The organism is Burkholderia sp. Nafp2/4-1b, assembly GCF_003635165.1.
GTDB lineage: Bacteria > Pseudomonadota > Gammaproteobacteria > Burkholderiales > Burkholderiaceae > Burkholderia.
The window spans coordinates 139,971-157,162 of the sequence record NZ_ML058626.1; the positions used below are offsets into that span (position 1 = coordinate 139,971).

General features: G+C 69.0%; 13 protein-coding genes. 8 read left to right on the top strand and 5 right to left on the bottom strand.

The annotated features are described in order from the left end of the window. Positions 1 to 30: 30 nt before the first annotated feature. The 6 genes from C7H84_RS31875 (at position 31) to C7H84_RS31900 (ending at position 8,370) form a co-directional block, all read left to right on the top strand. Entirely contained in the window at positions 31 to 1,887 is a 1,857-nt protein-coding gene (locus tag C7H84_RS31875) for a hypothetical protein (RefSeq protein ID WP_121862521.1), read from the top strand. A 50-nt stretch (positions 1,888 to 1,937) separates the two neighbouring features. Further along, complete coding sequence (locus C7H84_RS31880) at positions 1,938 to 2,990, top strand: hypothetical protein (protein WP_121862522.1); 1,053 nt, start codon at positions 1,938 to 1,940, stop codon at positions 2,988 to 2,990. Positions 2,991 to 3,023: 33 nt separating this feature from the next. Next, positions 3,024 to 4,436 (top strand): hypothetical protein, encoded by a 1,413-nt coding sequence (locus tag C7H84_RS31885; RefSeq protein WP_121862523.1) that lies wholly within the window; start codon positions 3,024 to 3,026, stop codon positions 4,434 to 4,436. A gap of 3 nt (positions 4,437 to 4,439) precedes the next feature. Further along, entirely contained in the window at positions 4,440 to 5,753 is a 1,314-nt protein-coding gene (locus C7H84_RS31890) for a hypothetical protein (RefSeq protein ID WP_121862524.1), read from the top strand. Positions 5,754 to 5,757: 4 nt separating this feature from the next. Further along, positions 5,758 to 6,753 (top strand): hypothetical protein, encoded by a 996-nt coding sequence (locus C7H84_RS31895; protein ID WP_121862525.1) that lies wholly within the window; start codon positions 5,758 to 5,760, stop codon positions 6,751 to 6,753. A gap of 141 nt (positions 6,754 to 6,894) precedes the next feature. Beyond that, positions 6,895 to 8,370 carry a hypothetical protein gene (locus C7H84_RS31900; protein WP_121862526.1) on the top strand — a complete coding sequence of 492 codons (1,476 nt, stop codon included), beginning with the start codon at positions 6,895 to 6,897 and terminating at the stop codon, positions 8,368 to 8,370. A gap of 163 nt (positions 8,371 to 8,533) precedes the next feature. On the opposite strand, the gene C7H84_RS31905 is transcribed toward C7H84_RS31900, so the two are convergent. Both C7H84_RS31905 and C7H84_RS31910 read right to left on the bottom strand, forming a co-directional pair. Then, entirely contained in the window at positions 8,534 to 9,268 is a 735-nt protein-coding gene (locus C7H84_RS31905) for an ABC transporter substrate-binding protein (RefSeq protein ID WP_121862527.1), read from the bottom strand. Between the two features lie 160 nt (positions 9,269 to 9,428). Next, positions 9,429 to 9,722 carry an antibiotic biosynthesis monooxygenase family protein gene (locus C7H84_RS31910; protein ID WP_098554011.1) on the bottom strand — a complete coding sequence of 98 codons (294 nt, stop codon included), beginning with the start codon at positions 9,720 to 9,722 and terminating at the stop codon, positions 9,429 to 9,431. Positions 9,723 to 9,996: 274 nt separating this feature from the next. Between C7H84_RS31910 and C7H84_RS31915 the strand changes: the two genes are divergently transcribed. Then, on the top strand, positions 9,997 to 11,406 hold the full coding sequence (locus C7H84_RS31915) for an HD domain-containing phosphohydrolase (protein WP_121862528.1): 1,410 nt from the start codon (positions 9,997 to 9,999) through the stop codon (positions 11,404 to 11,406). Positions 11,407 to 11,503: 97 nt separating this feature from the next. Next, the gene (locus C7H84_RS31920) at positions 11,504 to 13,291 is read left to right on the top strand and encodes a histidine kinase (RefSeq protein ID WP_121862529.1); all 1,788 of its coding nucleotides are present in this window, start codon (positions 11,504 to 11,506) and stop codon (positions 13,289 to 13,291) included. 108 nt (positions 13,292 to 13,399) lie between these two features. Here the strand turns inward: C7H84_RS31920 and C7H84_RS31925 are convergent, their stop codons facing one another. The 3 genes from C7H84_RS31925 to C7H84_RS31935 form a co-directional block, all read right to left on the bottom strand. Next, entirely contained in the window at positions 13,400 to 14,848 is a 1,449-nt protein-coding gene (locus C7H84_RS31925; protein WP_121862530.1) for an aldehyde dehydrogenase family protein, read from the bottom strand. Between the two features lie 2 nt (positions 14,849 to 14,850). Further along, positions 14,851 to 15,954, bottom strand: coding sequence for a tartrate dehydrogenase (locus C7H84_RS31930; RefSeq protein ID WP_121862531.1), 1,104 nt, complete (start codon positions 15,952 to 15,954; stop codon positions 14,851 to 14,853). 299 nt (positions 15,955 to 16,253) lie between these two features. Beyond that, positions 16,254 to 17,174, bottom strand: a complete 921-nt coding sequence (locus C7H84_RS31935; protein ID WP_121862532.1) for a LysR family transcriptional regulator — start codon at positions 17,172 to 17,174, stop codon at positions 16,254 to 16,256. Positions 17,175 to 17,192: the final 18 nt, after the last annotated feature.

Here is a 17,192-nt window from a genome sequence, read left to right on the forward strand (position 1 = left end):
CGAACCGACCGGATTTCAAGGAGAAGTTAAATGTTTCAAGTCAATCATCAAGTCCGCTTCCTCGACCTCGTCGACCTCGAGACCCGGGCACGCGACGGGCTGGTCGATATCGTCAACCGGCTCGAATCGCTGAAGCGGCCGCCGGTCGCTGCCGAGCGGGAGCAGCTCGCGCTGTGCAAGGCGATCCTCGCGGCCGTCTACGACACGAAGCCGTCCGATGACGTGCCGCAGGTGTGCGATCCGCTGTTCGTCGCCACCCGCGAACTGCTCGCCAGCAAGTCGCTGGTGAATCCGCCGTTGCTCTCCGAGGTTAACGGCCAGCTCATGTTCGGCACGGGCGGCGCGGGCGGCACGGGCGGCACGGGCGGCCCCAATGGCCCCAATGCCCCCAATGGCGCGAACGGCGCAAAAGGCGCGAAAGCCGCGAATGGCGCAGACCCCGAGCCCGCGGCGATCACGCTCGTCGCACTGGTGCTGGGCATCCTCTCGGTGGACGCGGCCACGCCGCCTCCTGTGAGGGTCGTGGACGGCAAGACGGTGCCGGACGCCGGCAGCGGCTTGATGAACGCGTTCACGCGCCAGTTCTTCGCGGCGGTGGGCGAAGCCAATTCGTACGGGATGCTCGCGCAGCGCGTGCTGGCGCTGCTGTGCATCGAGGGCGATCCCGACGGCCGCGGCGGCGAGCAGCCGGGCGTGGTCACGACCGAATTCGCGCGCGTGATGCGCGGCCTGCAGGCCCGCAAGATCCAGGCCGACGAGCCGCAGTTGCGCCGCCGGATCAACGAGGAGCTGAACACCGTCCAGAACGTCGGCGGCGAGGACTCGATCGCGGATCTCGGAATCGACCTGCCGAACCTGGAGGATCTGGAGGATGCGAACATCGTCGCCGACAACGTGCGCGTGATGGGCCCGATGATCGTCGCCGCGATGTTCGACGAGCTCAAGGTGTTCCAGGTCGTCGACCGCATCGTCGAGCAGTTCCAGCACGGCACGCTGCCGATCGGCCCCGGAAACGCCGGCAAGCTGCTCTATCGCTACTGGCGCGAAACGCCGAACCGGATCTCCGAGCAGGAGCGCAAGAACTTCGCGGCCATCACGCTCGGCGTGCCGGGCGGCGATCCGAATACCGCCGGCAACCGTGAATTCAACGACCTGTGGATCCGCTTCGTGTCGTCGGTGTCGTCGTTCGTGCGCCAGACCGAAGTCGATTCGCTGCTGCGCGCGAGCGTGCCGAACGCGATCAATCACCAGCAGGTGCGCAAGGCCGCGCGCGATCTGGCCGGCAACCTGTCGCTGCACGGCTACGGGATGGCGCATTACGCCGCGCGCGAGATCCAGTCGCAGGTGAAGTTCATGATCGATCTGCTGCAGGATCCCGAGATCCGCGGCTGCTACGGTGCGAAGGACATGTGGCAGGTGATCGACCAGGTCGCGACCTACGATCTGGGCGGCGCGCGCACCAGCTCGCGCTATCGCACGCTGGCGACCTGCGGCACGATCATCACCGCATGGCTGGCCAACAACGTCGACCGCGTCAACAAGGCGACCGGGCCGCTGCTCAGCATCGATCAGATCGCGAATCCCGACGTCTCGTCGAACCACAAGTCGACCGTCGATCCGACCGACTACGACCTCGTCAACGCGTGCGAGCTGTGGCTGGCCGATACCGCGACCACCGATACGCAGATCGAGCAGTTCTCGCAGCCGCGCGAGGCGCCGCAGATGACGTCGAAACCGGTGCCGATCCCGGCGATGGCGCGCGAGATGCTGGACAGCGTCGGCGATATCGGCGCCGGCATCGGCCTCGGTGCCGGCGTGCCGGTGCAGGCGGGCTACGGTGTCGGCACGCACAACGGTGCGAGCTACTACTCGAATCGCCCGCACTGAAGCGGCGTCGCGTGCGCTGCGCCATTCCCGAACCCTGCCGGAGCCGAGCCATGCCCCTGACCTCATTCCGCGAGCCGGTCGTCGCCCGGGTCGAACGCCGCCTGAAAAGCGCCGCGCGAAGCCTCGGCACCGCCGATCCATTCGCGCCGTCGCGCGAGCTGTTCCTGCGCACGTTCGGCGACGGCGCCGACGATCTGCGGTTCCGCGACAACGCACTGATGCCGATGGCGGTGCCGTTCGAACCCAGTTTCTCGGAAAGCCAGCCTGGCAAGCTGCGCTTCACGATCGAGCCGTTGCCGCCGGAGGCGTCCGCGATCGACCGGCGCGACGAGTCGACGCGCGAAATGCGCAAGCTGATCCGCGACTTCATCGGCCGCGATGCGCTGCACTGGTTCGACCAGGCGAGCGAGCCGTTCCGGGGCTTCGCGCGGCCGGGCGGCAAGCTCGACTACGGCGCGTTCTTCGGCTCCAGCTACGACCGCGACGGGCTCTACGCGTCGAAGGTGTACTACGAGCTGCCGGGCGACGCCGGCACGATCGAGAACCTGCCGCGCGACCTGGCGGGCGTCGTCCAGGCCGCGCTGCGGATGGTGCCCGGGCTCAAGCCGCTCTTCACCACGATGGCTGCGCAGCGCGATCTCGGCGGCCAGCGGCTCACGTTCGCGTGCACCGAGGCGCTGCGGCTCGCCGATCTGCAGCCGGTGATGGATGCCCTCGGCATCGGCCATCGGCTGCCGGGCATCATGCAGCTTCTCGGGCTGGTGCTCGGCGGGCGCTTCGATCTGCCTCCGCACGGTGCGCTGCTCGCGTTCGGGCTCGGGCCGGACGGGCCGGATGTCGAGCTGTACGTGCTGCTGTCGGCGATCCCCGACGTGCCGCCGGCGTTCCTCAGCCTGCTGACGATGGGGCTCGCCGAGCGTCCGCGCGGGCTGCAGGCGCTCGAGCGATGGATGGGCGCGTTTACGCCGGAGGACGCGCACTGGCCGGGCCGCTTCTCGATCATCAGCCTGCGCACGGATGCGGCCTGCCCGGCGCGGGTGAGCCTCTACCTGCGCCCGATCGAGTTCGAACTGCCGGCGGACGCGCCGGATCGGGCCAACTGAATCGCTTCGTCACGCGTTTTCCGCGAGGTCGCCATGTTCCAGCACGCTGCCGCCCGTTCCACGCCGATCGCGCCACCGCCGCGCGCGGCCGCCCCGCGCCAACTCCTGCCGGTGCCGCCGGTGCCGCCGGTGCCGGCCGACGAAGTGCGCCGCGGCGTCGCGCAGATGCTGACCCGATCGCAGGCCTTCAATGCGATGCCCGACGCCGATCGCCGCGACATCGCGCGCAACACCGCGTTGATCGCCGACTATCTGGCGCGGCCCGAAGGATTTGCCGGCAACGAGATCCCGGGCGGGCTGGGCAACGCGACGGCGCGCGCGCTCGACGACAACACGGATCATTCCGCGCACGAGGCGGATTTCTCGACGCACAACCAGGCGGTCGACAGCATCGGCAAGTCCAGGTTCACCGCGGCGGCCGCGCACGAGGGCGCGGCGGTGGCGGGCGAGCTGCTGAACCAGGTGAAGTTTCCGACCTTCGTCGCGAGCCTGATCAGCGGCGTGTTCCAGTCGATCACGCACAGCTCGATCGAGCAGATGAAGGCGTATCAGGAAATGATCGCGCAGGTCGCGAAATCGCTCGGCCAGTTCGCCGACGAACACGTGACGGAGAACCAGGCGCGCGATCACATGGTCGGCCAGTTTCCCGACCTGTTCGAGATCGGCATGGACGACAGCGGCGATACGCCGAGCCCGCGCGTGCAGGTGCGCGACGGGGTCGACCCGGACGAAGCGTCGAAGACCGTACGTGCGCGCCTGCAGATGGGCGACGGCGACACCTTCGACCTGTCGGACGAGGCGTCGGAACTGGCCATCGTCAACCGCTTCAAGATGCAGCTCGCGAAGCAGCGCCAGCAGATGCTCGCGTCGATCGTGCTGATGGGGATCAACCGCATCGTCGTCACCGACGGCAAGATCTCCGCGAAGATCATCTACGACGTGCGCGCGCAGGACACGCTGTCCAAGCAGCGCAGCGCCACCGCGGTCGACCTCGCCCGCGACAAGGACGGCAACGTGCAGTCGACCTACGCCGGCAAGGGCACCTACGATCGCGGCGGCAAGTACGACTCGAGCAACGACAAGGACAACGGCCGCCAGTACAGCGCCGACTACTACGCGAAGGGCGACTACGAATACGAGAACAAGCCGATCATCACCGCGTCGACCGCCGCGTCCGAAACCAGCAATGCGGCGATGCAGACGAAGATCCAGCTGTCGGGCGCGGTCGACGTCAACTTCAAGAGCGACTACCTGCCGCTCGACAAGATGGCGACGCCGCAGATGATCGCCACGATCACCGGCAACGCGACGCCGGCCGATCCCAACGTGCTGCCCAGTCCGAAAACGCCGGCCGCCGCCGCACCGGCTGCCGCACCGGCCGCGGCTTCGGCTTCCGCGCCTGCTGCGGCCCCCGCCGCCGCGCCGGCGCCGGCCAAGGGAAACTGAGCCATGCGCCTGCCCGCTCCCCCCGACGCGCTTCACCCGGTGCGCCCGCCCACGAGTGCCGCCGCGTTCGATGCGACGCGCCCCGAGGTGCGCCGCCTGCTGACCGCGATTCCGTCGTTCCTCGACCTGCCCGACGACGAGCGCCGCCGCATCGCCGCCGATACGGTGCGGGTGCTCGCGTATCTGGCCGATCCGAACGGCGTGCATGCCGAGATCGCCGAGCGCGAGGCCAACGGCGAACTGCCGCGCACCGGCCTCGCGCATCCGGTCGCGCGGCCGCATCCGGCGCTGGCGCCGGTGCCGGCGGCCACGGCGCTGGCCGACGATCCCGTCACCGCGACCAAGCGCCAGCTGTCGCAGGACCCCGGTTTCGCCGGCAAGGACTTCCAGGCCGGCGCGGTCAAGCAGGGCGTCGAGCAGTTCGGCCAGATGGTGCAGAAGGTCGATTTCCCGAAATTCGTCGGCGGCCTGATCAAGAACGTGTTCCAGGCGATCGTCGAAAGCTCGATCGAGCAGATGCGCGCGTATGGCGAGCTGATCGCCAACGTCGCCAAGACCACCGCCCAGTTCATGAGCGACAACATCAGCGAGGGGGCCGGCCGCGACTATCTTGCCGATTCGTTCCCGGACGTGCTGTCGGTGCAGGCGCAGGACGGCGCCGACGCGTTCGACGCGGACAGCGCCGGTGCGGCCGCCGCGGCGGCGCCGACGCGGCTGGTCGCGCAGGGCGACAACGCGCAGCAGCGGCTTGCCGAGATCAGCCGGAACTACAACCTCGAGCCGCCCGTGACCGACCTGTCCGACGACAAGTCCGAACTGCGGCTCGTCACCGCGGCGCGCCTGCAGATGGCGAAGCAGCGCCAGCAACTGCTGTCGTCGATGGTCATGCTCGGCATCAACCGGATCGTCGTCACCGACGGGTCGATCAACGCCAAGGTGGTGTTCGACATGCGCGCGAGCGACACCGCGAAACGCACCTACACCGCATCGATGCACGACCGCGAGAGCCAGAAATACAAGGAGTCGCTCAACGCGCACTACGGCAGCTGGTACACGCCGTATTCGGCCGACGCCGCGTTCGAGGGGCAGCAGGAGCACGTGGCCACCGTCGGCTCGGCGCTCGACGACACCAGCGAATCGAAAGCGGAGGTGAAAGCGAAGCTGTCGGGTGAGGTGCGCGTCAATTTCAAGAGCGACTACCTGCCGCTCGACAAGATGGCGACGCCCGAGATGATGTCGGTGATCCAGGGCAACTCGACGCCGTATAACCCCAACAAGCCGGCCCCGGCGGCCGGCTTGCCTGCCGGGCAGCACTGAGATCATGGCGCGCATGCTCATCGCCCCGCCGGCGGATGCCGGGCTAGCGGCCGCCATCCGGTCGGGCGAGCGGCTCGTCGAGCGCGCGACCGCCCGCGGCCTGGCCTTCGCGCTCGACGAGCTCGGCGACATCGCGATTCCCGATCCCGTTTCCGCAAACGTCGACAAGGCGCAACTGCGCGCGCTCGCATCGCTCTATCTGGCGGCCGATCTCGAGCCCGCGGGCGTGATTCCCGCGGTCGAGGCGCTTGCCGGCCTGTCCGCGAGCGGCGCGGTCGGCGTCGATCTGGGCGGCGCGGAGCCGCTGGTCGCCAACTGGTGGCGCCACCGCGCCGAGAAGCTCGCGGCCGGCGAGCGGGCGGCGTTCTATTCGCGGCTGTTCGGCACGTCGTACGGCCCGGCGGCGGCGGATGCCGGGCGCAACGTCCAGTTCGAGGAATGCATGCTCGTGCTGTGCGAGGCGCTCTACAAGCTCGACGAGACGCCCGGCGCCGACGCGCGCGGGGATTCCGGCCAGCAGGCGCGCGTACGCAGCGCCGCGCGCGCGCTCGCGCAGAACCTCGGCGCCGCGTGTACCGGCGTGACGGCGTTCATGGCCGGCGAGATCGTCGGGATGCTCAGGGACGCATTCGCGATCCTCGGCCACGCCGATATGCGTCACGGCTTTGCCGCGCGCGACATCTGGGGCGTGGTCGCGGGCATCGGCAGGCTCTCGCGACAGCCGCCGCGCCAGCCTGCCGCCTATGTCCGGCGCGGCAAAGCCGGGATGACCGTGATCGCATGGCTGGCGGACGTCGCCGATGCGCTCGGCGGCGCGTCGCCGCTCGTGACCCTCGATAACCCGGTGATCGCCTGCGCCGCCGACTGGATCGAGGCCACGCTCAGCCTCGGCGAGAAACCGGACGGCCAGGCGCCTTCCGTCCCGGACGACGGCCGCGCCGCGCCGCCGGCTCCGCGCGCGGCCGCACCGGGCAATGCGTGGGCGGCACTCGGAAGCTGACATGGAACCGCGTCGCTCAGGCCGTCGCGAGACGGGCGGCAGAACCCGAGTGCCGACGGCGGCCGACGCGCCGTCGCCCATCTGGCCGCGCTTCAGGTGTAGCCGGACGCGGGACGCGCGATGCGCGGCGGAGCCGCTGAGATGACGGCAACCGCGCACCTTGCGCGTTCGCCGGTGCCGCGGCCCGACGTTCGCCACCGTGTCCGCGAACTGCTGTCCGCGCAGCAGGGCTTCGGCGCACTCGATCCGGCCATACGCCGCGATCTCGCGTCCGGACTGGCACGGATCGGCTCGCTCGCGCTCGACCACGACGAACTCGCGGCGCAACCCCGCACGGCGCTGGCCGTCGCGCAGAGCGCGGGCTCGGCGTATTCGGGCACCGCGATCGACCGGATGGCCGGCACGACCCGGGCGGTGCTCGACGCGGTTTCGTTCCCGCGCTTCGTAACCGAGCTGATCACGGGCGTCTTCAAGGCGATGAACGATTCGAACCAGCAGCAGCTGACCGCATTCGTCGACCTGATCCGCAACGTCGCGCAGACCACCGAAGGCTTCGCGGACAGCAACGTCGGCATCGCGGGCGCGCGGCAGTGGCTGGCCGAGCATTTCCCCGCGGCTTACGAGATCAGCGGCGACGACGACACCACGAACGACGCCGACGAACTGGCGGGCCTGCCGCCGGACGAGCGCCGTCAGCGCCAGCAGGAACTGCAGGCCGAGCGCGATGCCGCGACCCGGCTGGCGCTGCGTCCGGGCGCGACGCCGCCGCCCGAAGCGGCGCTGCGCAGTGCGCTGGGACTCGCGCCGGGCGACGCGGTGCCGGCCTCCGACCCCGAGCGCCTCGTGCCGCTCGCGCAGCAGGCGCTGGCCCGCAACCGCCAGCAGTTGCTCGCCACGATGGTGCAGATGGGCTTGCAGCGCATCGTGATCGAGAGCGGGCGGCTCAATGCCGCGATGAATTTCCATATCGACGCGAGCAGCGCCGCCGCGAACGACCGCGGCTCGCAATTCGACACGCGCAACACGGTGGGGGTGAGCGGGGGCGCACGTTTCGGGCCGTGGGGTGCGGAGGCCAACGTGCAGAGCACGATCGGCTACGTGTCGACCGACCGGACGCAGACGACCGAGAGCTCGCACGCCGACGTGAACCTGAGCAGCGGCGTCGAGCTCGTGTTTCGTACCGACTACGTGCCGTTGAACCGGCTGGCGGGCGTGGGCGACATCGAACGCATCCGCGTCAACACGCTCAATCCGGATGCCGAAGCGGCGCGCGCGGCCACCGACCGCGCGGCCCAGCGCAGCGCCGAACAGGCCGACATGGCCGCTCGCCGGACCTCGCTGGACAGCGGGCTGCGCGCGCCGCCCGCCGCCGCGCCCGCGGCGCCGCGGTCCACGGCGCCGGGTTCGCCGGCACCGGGTTCAGCGGCGCCGGGCGCGGCAGCGGGCGGCCACGCGAGCCAGGCGGCACCGGCGCCGTCGAATCCGTCGCCCTCATCCGCGGCTCAGCCGCCTTCCGGGCCGGGTGCCGCCGCGTCGCCGTCGCCTGCGCACGCGGCGACGCCCGCGCCTCGATCGCCTGCCGGCGCAACGGCAGCGGGACACCGTGCCGCGTCGTGAAGGCGCATCGGCAGCAAGTTGCGAAGCCGCGTGTCGCGCCGGATTCGTTGACGACGTTCAGCCGCGCGAGCGAGCCGTTGAGTGCCCGGTGGCGCGCGGTTGTCGACCGGCAGTGCCGACCGGGTGCGACGGCGTCGTCGGGAAGACCTGACGCGTGTGCCGCTCAGGCACGCGGCGCGACCGATGCGCCCGTGATCCCGTGCCGCCGCAGCGAATCCGCGACGAAGCCCGACGCCTTCATCTCCTCGACGAATTCGCCGAGGAACGCGGCCGCCGCTGCACCGCGGCTCTTCGGCACGCCCATTGCCTGGCGGATCACCATGAAGCGCTCGTCTAGCAGGCGCAGGCCCGGCGTCTTCGCCGCGTCGGCTTCGAGCTGCTGCTTGACGCCTGCGGCGACTTCGAGCTGCTGGTCGACGAACGTCGGCACGACGGCCGGCGACGTCGGCGCGCGCACGATCTGCGCGGCCTTCAGTTCGCGCGTGAGGAACAGGTCATATGCGCTGCCCTTGCCGACCACCACGCGATTGTGCGGCTGGTCGACGTCCGCATTGCCGCGGATCGGCGAATCGTCGTGCACGAGATAGAAGCCTTCGATCAGCACGTACGGCTCGGTGAACGCGACCGTTTCGCCGCGCAGCGGATCGACCGCGAAGAAGCCGAAATCGGCACGCTCTTCGGTCAGCGCCTGCACCGACTTGCCGGCCGCATCGAACACGACGAGCTCGAGCTCGGCCGCGAGCCGCTCGGCGAATGCGCGCGCGAGATCGATCGACACGCCGAACGGCTCGCCTGTCGCCGGGTCGCGATTCGCGAGGATCGGGTTGCCGAGATTGATCGACGCGCGCAGCTTGCCGGTGGGCGTGAAGGCGGAAAGGACGGAAGGGGCGATGGTCATGATGGGGCTCGTGGTGGTCGAAGGCTCGGCTGATCAGGAGGCAAGGTTTCGTGCGGCAGCGTGAGCGTGTTCCTGTCGTTGGTGGGTGAAAGGGGCACCCGCGGGTGCCGTGCGGCGACGCCGCGTCGAAACATAGGTCCGCTTAGCGGGGCGGTTGCGGCTACTTCACCGCCACTTCCGTATGCACGACCTGCGGCGGGCTCTTGAAGAACGGACCGGCCAGCTGTCGCCACGCCTGGAAGTCGTCCGACTCGCGGAAATGCACCATGTGGTCGTCGACGGTGTCCCATTTGACGACGAGCAGATACCCGCCGCTACGCTCGATCACGCGGTGCAGCTCGGCGCCGCCGCAGCCGCGCGCACGGGCGAACAGCGGAAGTGCCTGACGAACCGCGGCTTCGAACGGCTCGGCCTGCGACGGATCGATTTCGAGCGATGCCATTTCCAGAATCATGAAAGCTCCATACGGGAAGAATGATGCGGCGCGGCGCCGGCATTGACCCGCGCCTTGCGCAACGATACCGGAAGTCGGCATCACGGTGGCCGCGCGCCGTCAGCGCGAGTCCTGCGGGGCCGTCACGCGTCCCGGACGATCGATGCCGGCGGCGCGGGCCATGCGGTCCAAATCACTGGGCGCGTCACCCGGATCAGCGTTTTCCCCAATGCGGAATAGTGCGGCGCAAGCCGATGTCACAGAGGCGGTGAAGACAATCAATCCGAGGCCTGCCATGACGACATCCGCGACAAACGGAGCCAACGATGCACCACCCGAAACGATCGCCGAAGCCGCATCCGACACCCTCGTCGCCGCCCCGTCGATCCTGCTGGTCGACGATGAACCGAGCGTGCTGTCCGCACTCAAGCGCGTGTTGCGGCCCGCGCGCTACGAGATCCTGACCGCCGAAAGCGGGGAAGCCGCGCTCGAGATCCTGGCGTCGACCGAAATCGACCTGATCGTGTCCGACATGCGGATGCCGAACATGAGCGGCGCGGCGTTTCTGGCACGGGCACGCGCGTTGTACCCGGACACGATGCGGATTCTGTTGACCGGCTATTCCGACATCGCGTCGATCGTGGAGGCCGTCAACGAAGGCGGCGTGTACCGCTACCTGAACAAGCCGTGGGACGATCACGACCTGCTGATGACGCTCGAGCAGGCGCTCGAGCAGCGGCGCTTGCGCAACGAAGCCGCACGGCTCGCCGCGCTGACCGAAGCGCAGAACGAAACGCTGCGCCGTTTCAACACCGAGCTCGAAACGCAGGTGCGTGCGCGCACCGAGGAGCTCGGGCAAACCGTGATGTTCCTCGAAGCGGCGCAGCATGACCTGAAAAGCAGTTTCACCGCGATGGTCCAGGTTTGCGCGAGCATGATCGAAATGCGCTGCGGGACGGCCAGCGGCCATGCGATGCGCGTCGGCGAGATCGCGCGCCGTCTTGCGCTGTCGGCCGGGATGAGCAGCCTGCACGCACAGGACGTGTATTACGCGGGCTTGCTGCACGGCATCGGCAAGCTGTCATTGCCGGACGAACTGCTGCACAAGCCGCTCGTGAAGATGACGACGGACGAACACAGCCTATTCCAGCAGCATCCGTTGCGGGCCCAGATGGTGCTCACGCCGGTCGCGCAATTGCACAAGGTCGCGTCGATCGTGCTGCACCAGTACGAACGATTCAACGGACGCGGCACGCCGGATGGGCTGACGGGCGACGCGATCCCGCTCGGCTCGCGGATCGTTGCAATCGCGCGCGATTTCGAAGGGCTGCGCCACGGCGAGATCGGTGCGCCGCACTCGGTCGAGCAGGCGATCGACGTGCTGCGCTCGCAGGCCGGCGTGCGTTACGACCCGCTGCTCGTCGCGCGGTTCATCGAACTGATGCGCGATCCGGCGAGCCTCGGCATCGCGGCGTCCGTCGCGGAGATCAAGTCCGCGCAGCTGCGCGAAGGGATGCAGCTCGCCGACGATCTGCGCACGCATCGCGGCGTGCTGCTGATGACGAAGGGCAGCGTGATGTCGACCCATCAGATCGAGCTCGTGCGCCGTTTCGAGGCACGGGAAGGGACGCCGTTCGACATTCTCGTGCTGACCGGCGCCGCCGCGTCGGCGCAGGCAGCGGCCGCCGAAGCGCCGCCCGCCTGACGCCGCGCACACCGCACACCGCACGCCGCGCGGCCTGCAGCGCGTGTCCGATCGCGCGCCGCCGGCCACGCGTTCATTTCGACCGGGGCGCTCGCTCATGCATGGCACCTACAATCCGCTGCTCGTCCTGCTGTCGCTCGTCATCGCGACGCTGGCCTCGTATACGGCGCTCGACCTTGCCGCGTTCATTTCCCTGCTCGACGATCCGAAGCTCAAGCGTGCGTGGCTGGCCGGCGGCGCGGCCGCGATGGGCACCGGGATCTGGTCGATGCATTTCGTCGGCATGCTCGCGCTGTCGCTGCCGATCCCGCTCGGCTATGCGCTGGCGGATACCGGTGCGTCGCTGGCGATCGCGGTGCTCGTGTCGTATTTCGCGCTGAACGTCGTCACGCGTGCGCGACTGAGCGGCCGGCGCCTGCTCGCCGGCGGCACGCTGATGGGCGCGGGAATCGTCGGGATGCATTACACGGGCATGGCCGCGATGCACATGGCGCCCGGCATTCGCTACGATCCGGCGCTGTTCGCCGCGTCGATCGGCGTCGCGGTGATCGCGTCCACCGTCGCGCTGTGGATGGCGCAGGCGTTGCGCGCGCAACAGGCGCGCCATGCGACCACGCAACGCATCGGTGCGGCGCTGATCATGGGCATCGCGATCACGGGCATGCACTACACGGCGATGGCGGCCGCGCATTTCGCGCCGGATGCGCGCTGCGGCGCCGCGAACGGGATCGATGCGCCGTGGCTCGCGACGACCACCGCGCTGTTCACGACGGCGACGCTGATCGTCACGCTGCTCGTGTGCCGCTTCGATGCGCGCACCACCTTTCTGCGCGGGATGACGGATACGCTCGAGCGGCTGGTGCGCGTGCGGACCGCGGAACTCGAAACGGCGCTGCGGCGCTACGAGCAGACCACCGCGACGCTGCAGCGCACGCGCGAGGACATGGCGACCGAGATCGACGAGCGCCGGGCGGCGCAGATCCGGCTCGAACAGGAGAAGGACGAGCAGCGGCGCCTGCTGCGCGCGCTGGAGGAAACCCACGTGCAGTTGCTGCAATCGGAGAAGCTCGCATCGATCGGCCAACTCGCGGCCGGCGTCGCGCACGAGATCAACAATCCGATCGGCTTCATCAGCGCGAACCTCAATACGCTGAGAACCTGGGTGCGGAGCCTGCTGGACGTGATCGCCGCGCATGAAGCCGCGTTGCCGCAACTCGGCCCGGCCGAGCGCGACAGGCTGGCGGCGTTGCGCCGCGCAGCCGATCTCGACTACGTGCGCGACGAGATCGTCACGCTGATCGACGAATCGATCGACGGCGCGGTGCGGGTGCGGCGCATCGTGCAGGACTTGCGCGATTTCTCGCGGCCGGGCAGCGGCGAATGGAGCGTGGTCGATCTGCACGCGGGGCTCGAGAGCACGCTCAACGTCGTCCATAACGAGCTGAAATACAAGGCCGACATCGTGCGCGAGTATGGCGACCTGCCGGCCGTCGAATGCCTGCCGTCGCAGTTGAACCAGGTGTTCATGAACCTGCTCGTGAACGCGGCGCAGGCGATTCCCGAGCGCGGCACGATCACGATCCGCACGTCGAGCGACGGCGAGCAGGTGGCGATCGCGATCAGCGACACCGGAGCCGGCATGGCGCCCGACGTCGTGCGGCGGATCTTTGATCCGTTCTTCACGACGAAGCCGGTCGGGCAGGGCACGGGGCTCGGGTTGTCGGTGTCGCACGGGATCGTCGAGCGCCATCGCGGCACGATCGACGTGACGAGCGAGCCGGGGCGCGGCACGACGTTCTGCGTTCGGCTGCCGGTCCGGCGTTCCGATGCGCGGGCGGCCGACGAGGTAGCGGTGGCTGCGGTCGAGCAACGCGCGCGAGCATGACCTGCGGCGGCGTTGCGCGCGATTGCTGGTGCCGCCGCCTTCGATAGAAAGAACCTCCGGAGCGCAGCGATCACGGCGCGCCTCGTTGCGCGTCGCGCGTCGCGCTCGTCAATCGTGCCGGATCGCGATGGTTTTCAGCGCGGTGAAACCGAGCAACGCTTCGAACCCTTTCTCGCGACCGTACCCGCTCGCCTTCACGCCGCCGAACGGCAGTTCGACGCCACCGCCGGCTCCATAGTTGTTGATGAACACCTGTCCGGCCTGCAGCTTGCGCGCGAGGCGCAGCCCGCGTGCACCGTCGCGGGTCCACACGCCCGCGACGAGGCCGTACTGCGTGCCGTTCGCGAGCGCGACCGCGTCGGCTTCGTCGTCGAACGGCATCGCGGCGAGCACGGGGCCGAAGACTTCTTCCTGCGCGAGCGCGCTGTCGGGCGGCACGTCGCGGAACAGGACCGCTTCCTGGTAATACCCTGCGCGCGACGCGCCGGCCGCGATCGTGCCGCGCGCGGCCACGCGAATGCCTTCGGCCTCCGCGCGTTCGACGATGGACCGCACCCGCGCGTGCTGCTTCGCGTTGACGAGCGGCCCCATCTCCAGGTTCATCGACGGCGGCCCCGAACGCAGCGACGCAAATCGTTGCGCAAGACGATCGAGCACGTGCTCGTAGATGCTGCGCTGGACCAGCAGGCGGCTGCCGGCGGAGCAGGTCTGGCCCGCGTTCTGCACGATCGCGTTGACGATCACGGGCAGCGCCTGTTCGAGGTCGGCGTCGTCGAACAGCAGTTGCGGCGACTTGCCGCCCAGCTCCAGTACCGCGGGGCAGTGACGCTCGGCGGCGGCGCGGCCGACCATCGCACCCGTTCCGGTCGATCCGGTAAACGAGATGTGCCGAATGCCCGCATTGGCCGACAGCGCCGCGCCGGCTTCGGCGCCGAGCCCTGTGACGACATTGACGGTGCCGGCCGGAAACCCGACGTCGGCCGCGATCTCGGCCAGCCGCAGGATGGACAGGCTCGCGTCCTCCGCCGGTTTGACGACGCACGCGTTGCCGGCGGCGAGCGACGCGCCGACGCTGCGACCGTAGATCTGCATCGGGTAATTCCACGGAATGATGTGCGCCGTGACACCGATCGGCTCGCGCACCGTCAACACCGTGAAGCCGGCGGTGTACGGCAGCGTGTCGCCATGCAGCTTGTCGACGCATCCCGCGTAGTACTGGAGGTAGCGGGCCAGCACGGCGGCATCGGTGCGCGCGGTGTTCAACGCCTTGCCGGTGTCGCGCGCCTCGAGCTGCGCGAGCTCGTCTGCGTGCTTCAACACCGCCGCGGCGTACGCGAACAGCAGGTTGCTGCGCTCGACCGGCGACAGCCTCGCCCACGGACCGTCGAGCGTCTCGCCCATCGCGCGCCGTGCGGCGGACACGGCCAGTTGCACGTCCGTCGCGTCGCCGCGTGCGATCGTCGCGAACGGTTCGCCAGTGCTCGGATCGATCACATCAAGATGTGCGCCGCCGTTCGGTGCGATGCGGGCGTTGTCAATGTAGTGACTGAATTGCATGGTCATTCCTCGATCGATGCGGGATTCGCGATGGTGTCGGCTATCGCGGCGCCCAGTTCAGCGGTGGTCGCCGTGCCGCCCATGTCGCGGGTGCGCGGGCCGGAAACGAGCACGGCTTCGATGGCGGCGACGATTTCGGCGGCCGCCGCTTCGTAGCGCGCGTCGCCGCGGCCGAGATGCTGGAGCAGCAACGCGGCCGACCAGATCTGCCCGATCGGATTGGCGATGCCGCGGCCGGCGATGTCAGGCGCCGACCCGTGCACCGGTTCGAACAGCGACGGAAACCGGCGCTCCGGATTCAGGTTGGCCGACGGCGCAATGCCGATCGTGCCGGTGCATGCGGGCCCGAGGTCGGACAGGATGTCGCCGAACAGGTTCGACGCGACGACAACGTCGAAGCGATCCGGGTTCTGCACGAAATGCGCGCACAGAATGTCGATGTGATATTTGCGTGTTTCGATGTCGGGAAACTGCGTGGCCATCTCGGCGAGGCGCTCGTCCCAGAACGGCATGGTGATCGAGATGCCGTTGGATTTCGTCGCGGCGGTCAGCTGCTTGCGCGGGCGCGAGCGGGCGAATTCGAACGCGAACTTGAGCACGCGGTCGACGCCGACGCGCGAGAACACCGATTCCTGCACCGCAATCTCGCGCTCGGTGCCGGCGAACATCCGGCCGCCCACCGACGAATACTCGCCTTCGGTATTCTCGCGAACGACGATGAAGTCGATGTCGCCGGGTTTGCGCCCGGCGAGCGGCGCGGGCACGCCCGGCATCAGCCGGACCGGACGCAGGTTCACGTATTGGTCGAACTCGCGCCGGATCCGGATCAGCGATTCCCACACCGCGACGTGGTCCGGCACGAGGTCCGGCGCGCCGACCGCACCGAAGAAGATCGCATCGTGGCCGCCGATCTGGCGCGCCCAGTCGGCCGGCATCATCGTGCCGTGGCGCAGGTAGTGATCGGTGCACCAGTCGCCGAACTCGTCAAAAGCCAATGGAATGTCGAAGCGCTCGGCGGCTGCGCGCAACACGCGCAGGCCTTCGGGCATCACCTCCTTGCCGATGCCGTCGCCGGCGATGACGGCGATGCGATGCGGGTTCTTCATTTGCGCGAAACCTCCATGACGAAGATGGCGTGCCGCAGCGACCGAGCCAAACAGGAGGCGGGCGCGAGCCGGACGGCGCGCGCGGAACGACGAATTGGCCGCTTGCGCGACGCCATTCAAAGCGGGTCGAACGGCGCCGGCGTGTCTCCTGCGTCTCTTTCCGTTGCGGTAACGGGCGGACGATTGAATCTGTCCGTCGAATCTACCGTGGCGCCGACGCGGGAAGGAAGTGCGGATTGGTGAACGGGACCTTCGAAAATCTGCAAGACGCGGGATAGCCCGGGTGCGCGGAAGCCGCGTCAGTCGTTCGGCGGCTCCGGGTCGCCCGCGGTGAGCGACGGCGGCGCGAACGACGCCAGAAACTCGAACAGCTTGCGCGTCGGCTGCGGCACGGCGCCCGTGCGGATGCCGACCGACATGACCCGGTTGGCCCACGGATCGTTGAGCCGGATGAAGCGCAGGCGCATCGGTTCGCGAAAGAGCGCGACCGCACGCTCGGGCAGGATCCCGATGCCCTGGCCCGCGGCAATCAGCCGGCACATCGCCTCGAAGCTCTGCACCTGCACGCGGAAGCGCACCGCCTTGCCGAGCAGCGCAGCTTCGCGGACGAGCGAACGCGTGAGCTCCGAGCGGTCGTCCAGCGCGACCAGATCGTGCTCGAGCAATGCGCTGAAGTCGATCAAGTCGCCGGTGAGGCTGTAGTCCTCGGGGACGACCACGCTCGCGCGATCCATGCAGTACGGCGCGAGATGGATGCCTTCGGTCGCGGTGCGGGACGTGACGATCCCGACGTCGGCGCGGCCTTCACGCAGCGCCTGCAGGATGTCGGCGCTTCTGAGCTCGCTGATCTGCAGCTTGATGTCGCGGTAGCGCTGCGAGAATTCGCGCAATTGATCGGGAAGATCCTGGCTGATCGCCGAGATGTTGGCAAAGACGCGGACCCGGCCGATGGAGCCTTTCGTATAGTCGGACAGCTCGCTGTAGATCGCATCGGTGCGCAGCAACAGGTCGGTCGCATGGCGCAGCAGCGCTTCGCCGGCGGGCGTGAGCTCGACGCCGGCCACCGTGCGGTTCAGCAGCACCACGCGAAAGTGATGCTCGAGCAGCGCGATGCGGCGGCTGGCGGTGGACAGGGACATGTGAGACTGCTGCGCGGCGCGGGACAGGCTACCCAGCTCCGCCGCACGGACGAACAGGGCGAGTGACGTGAGATCGAACAAGCGCGGACTCCGGTTGAG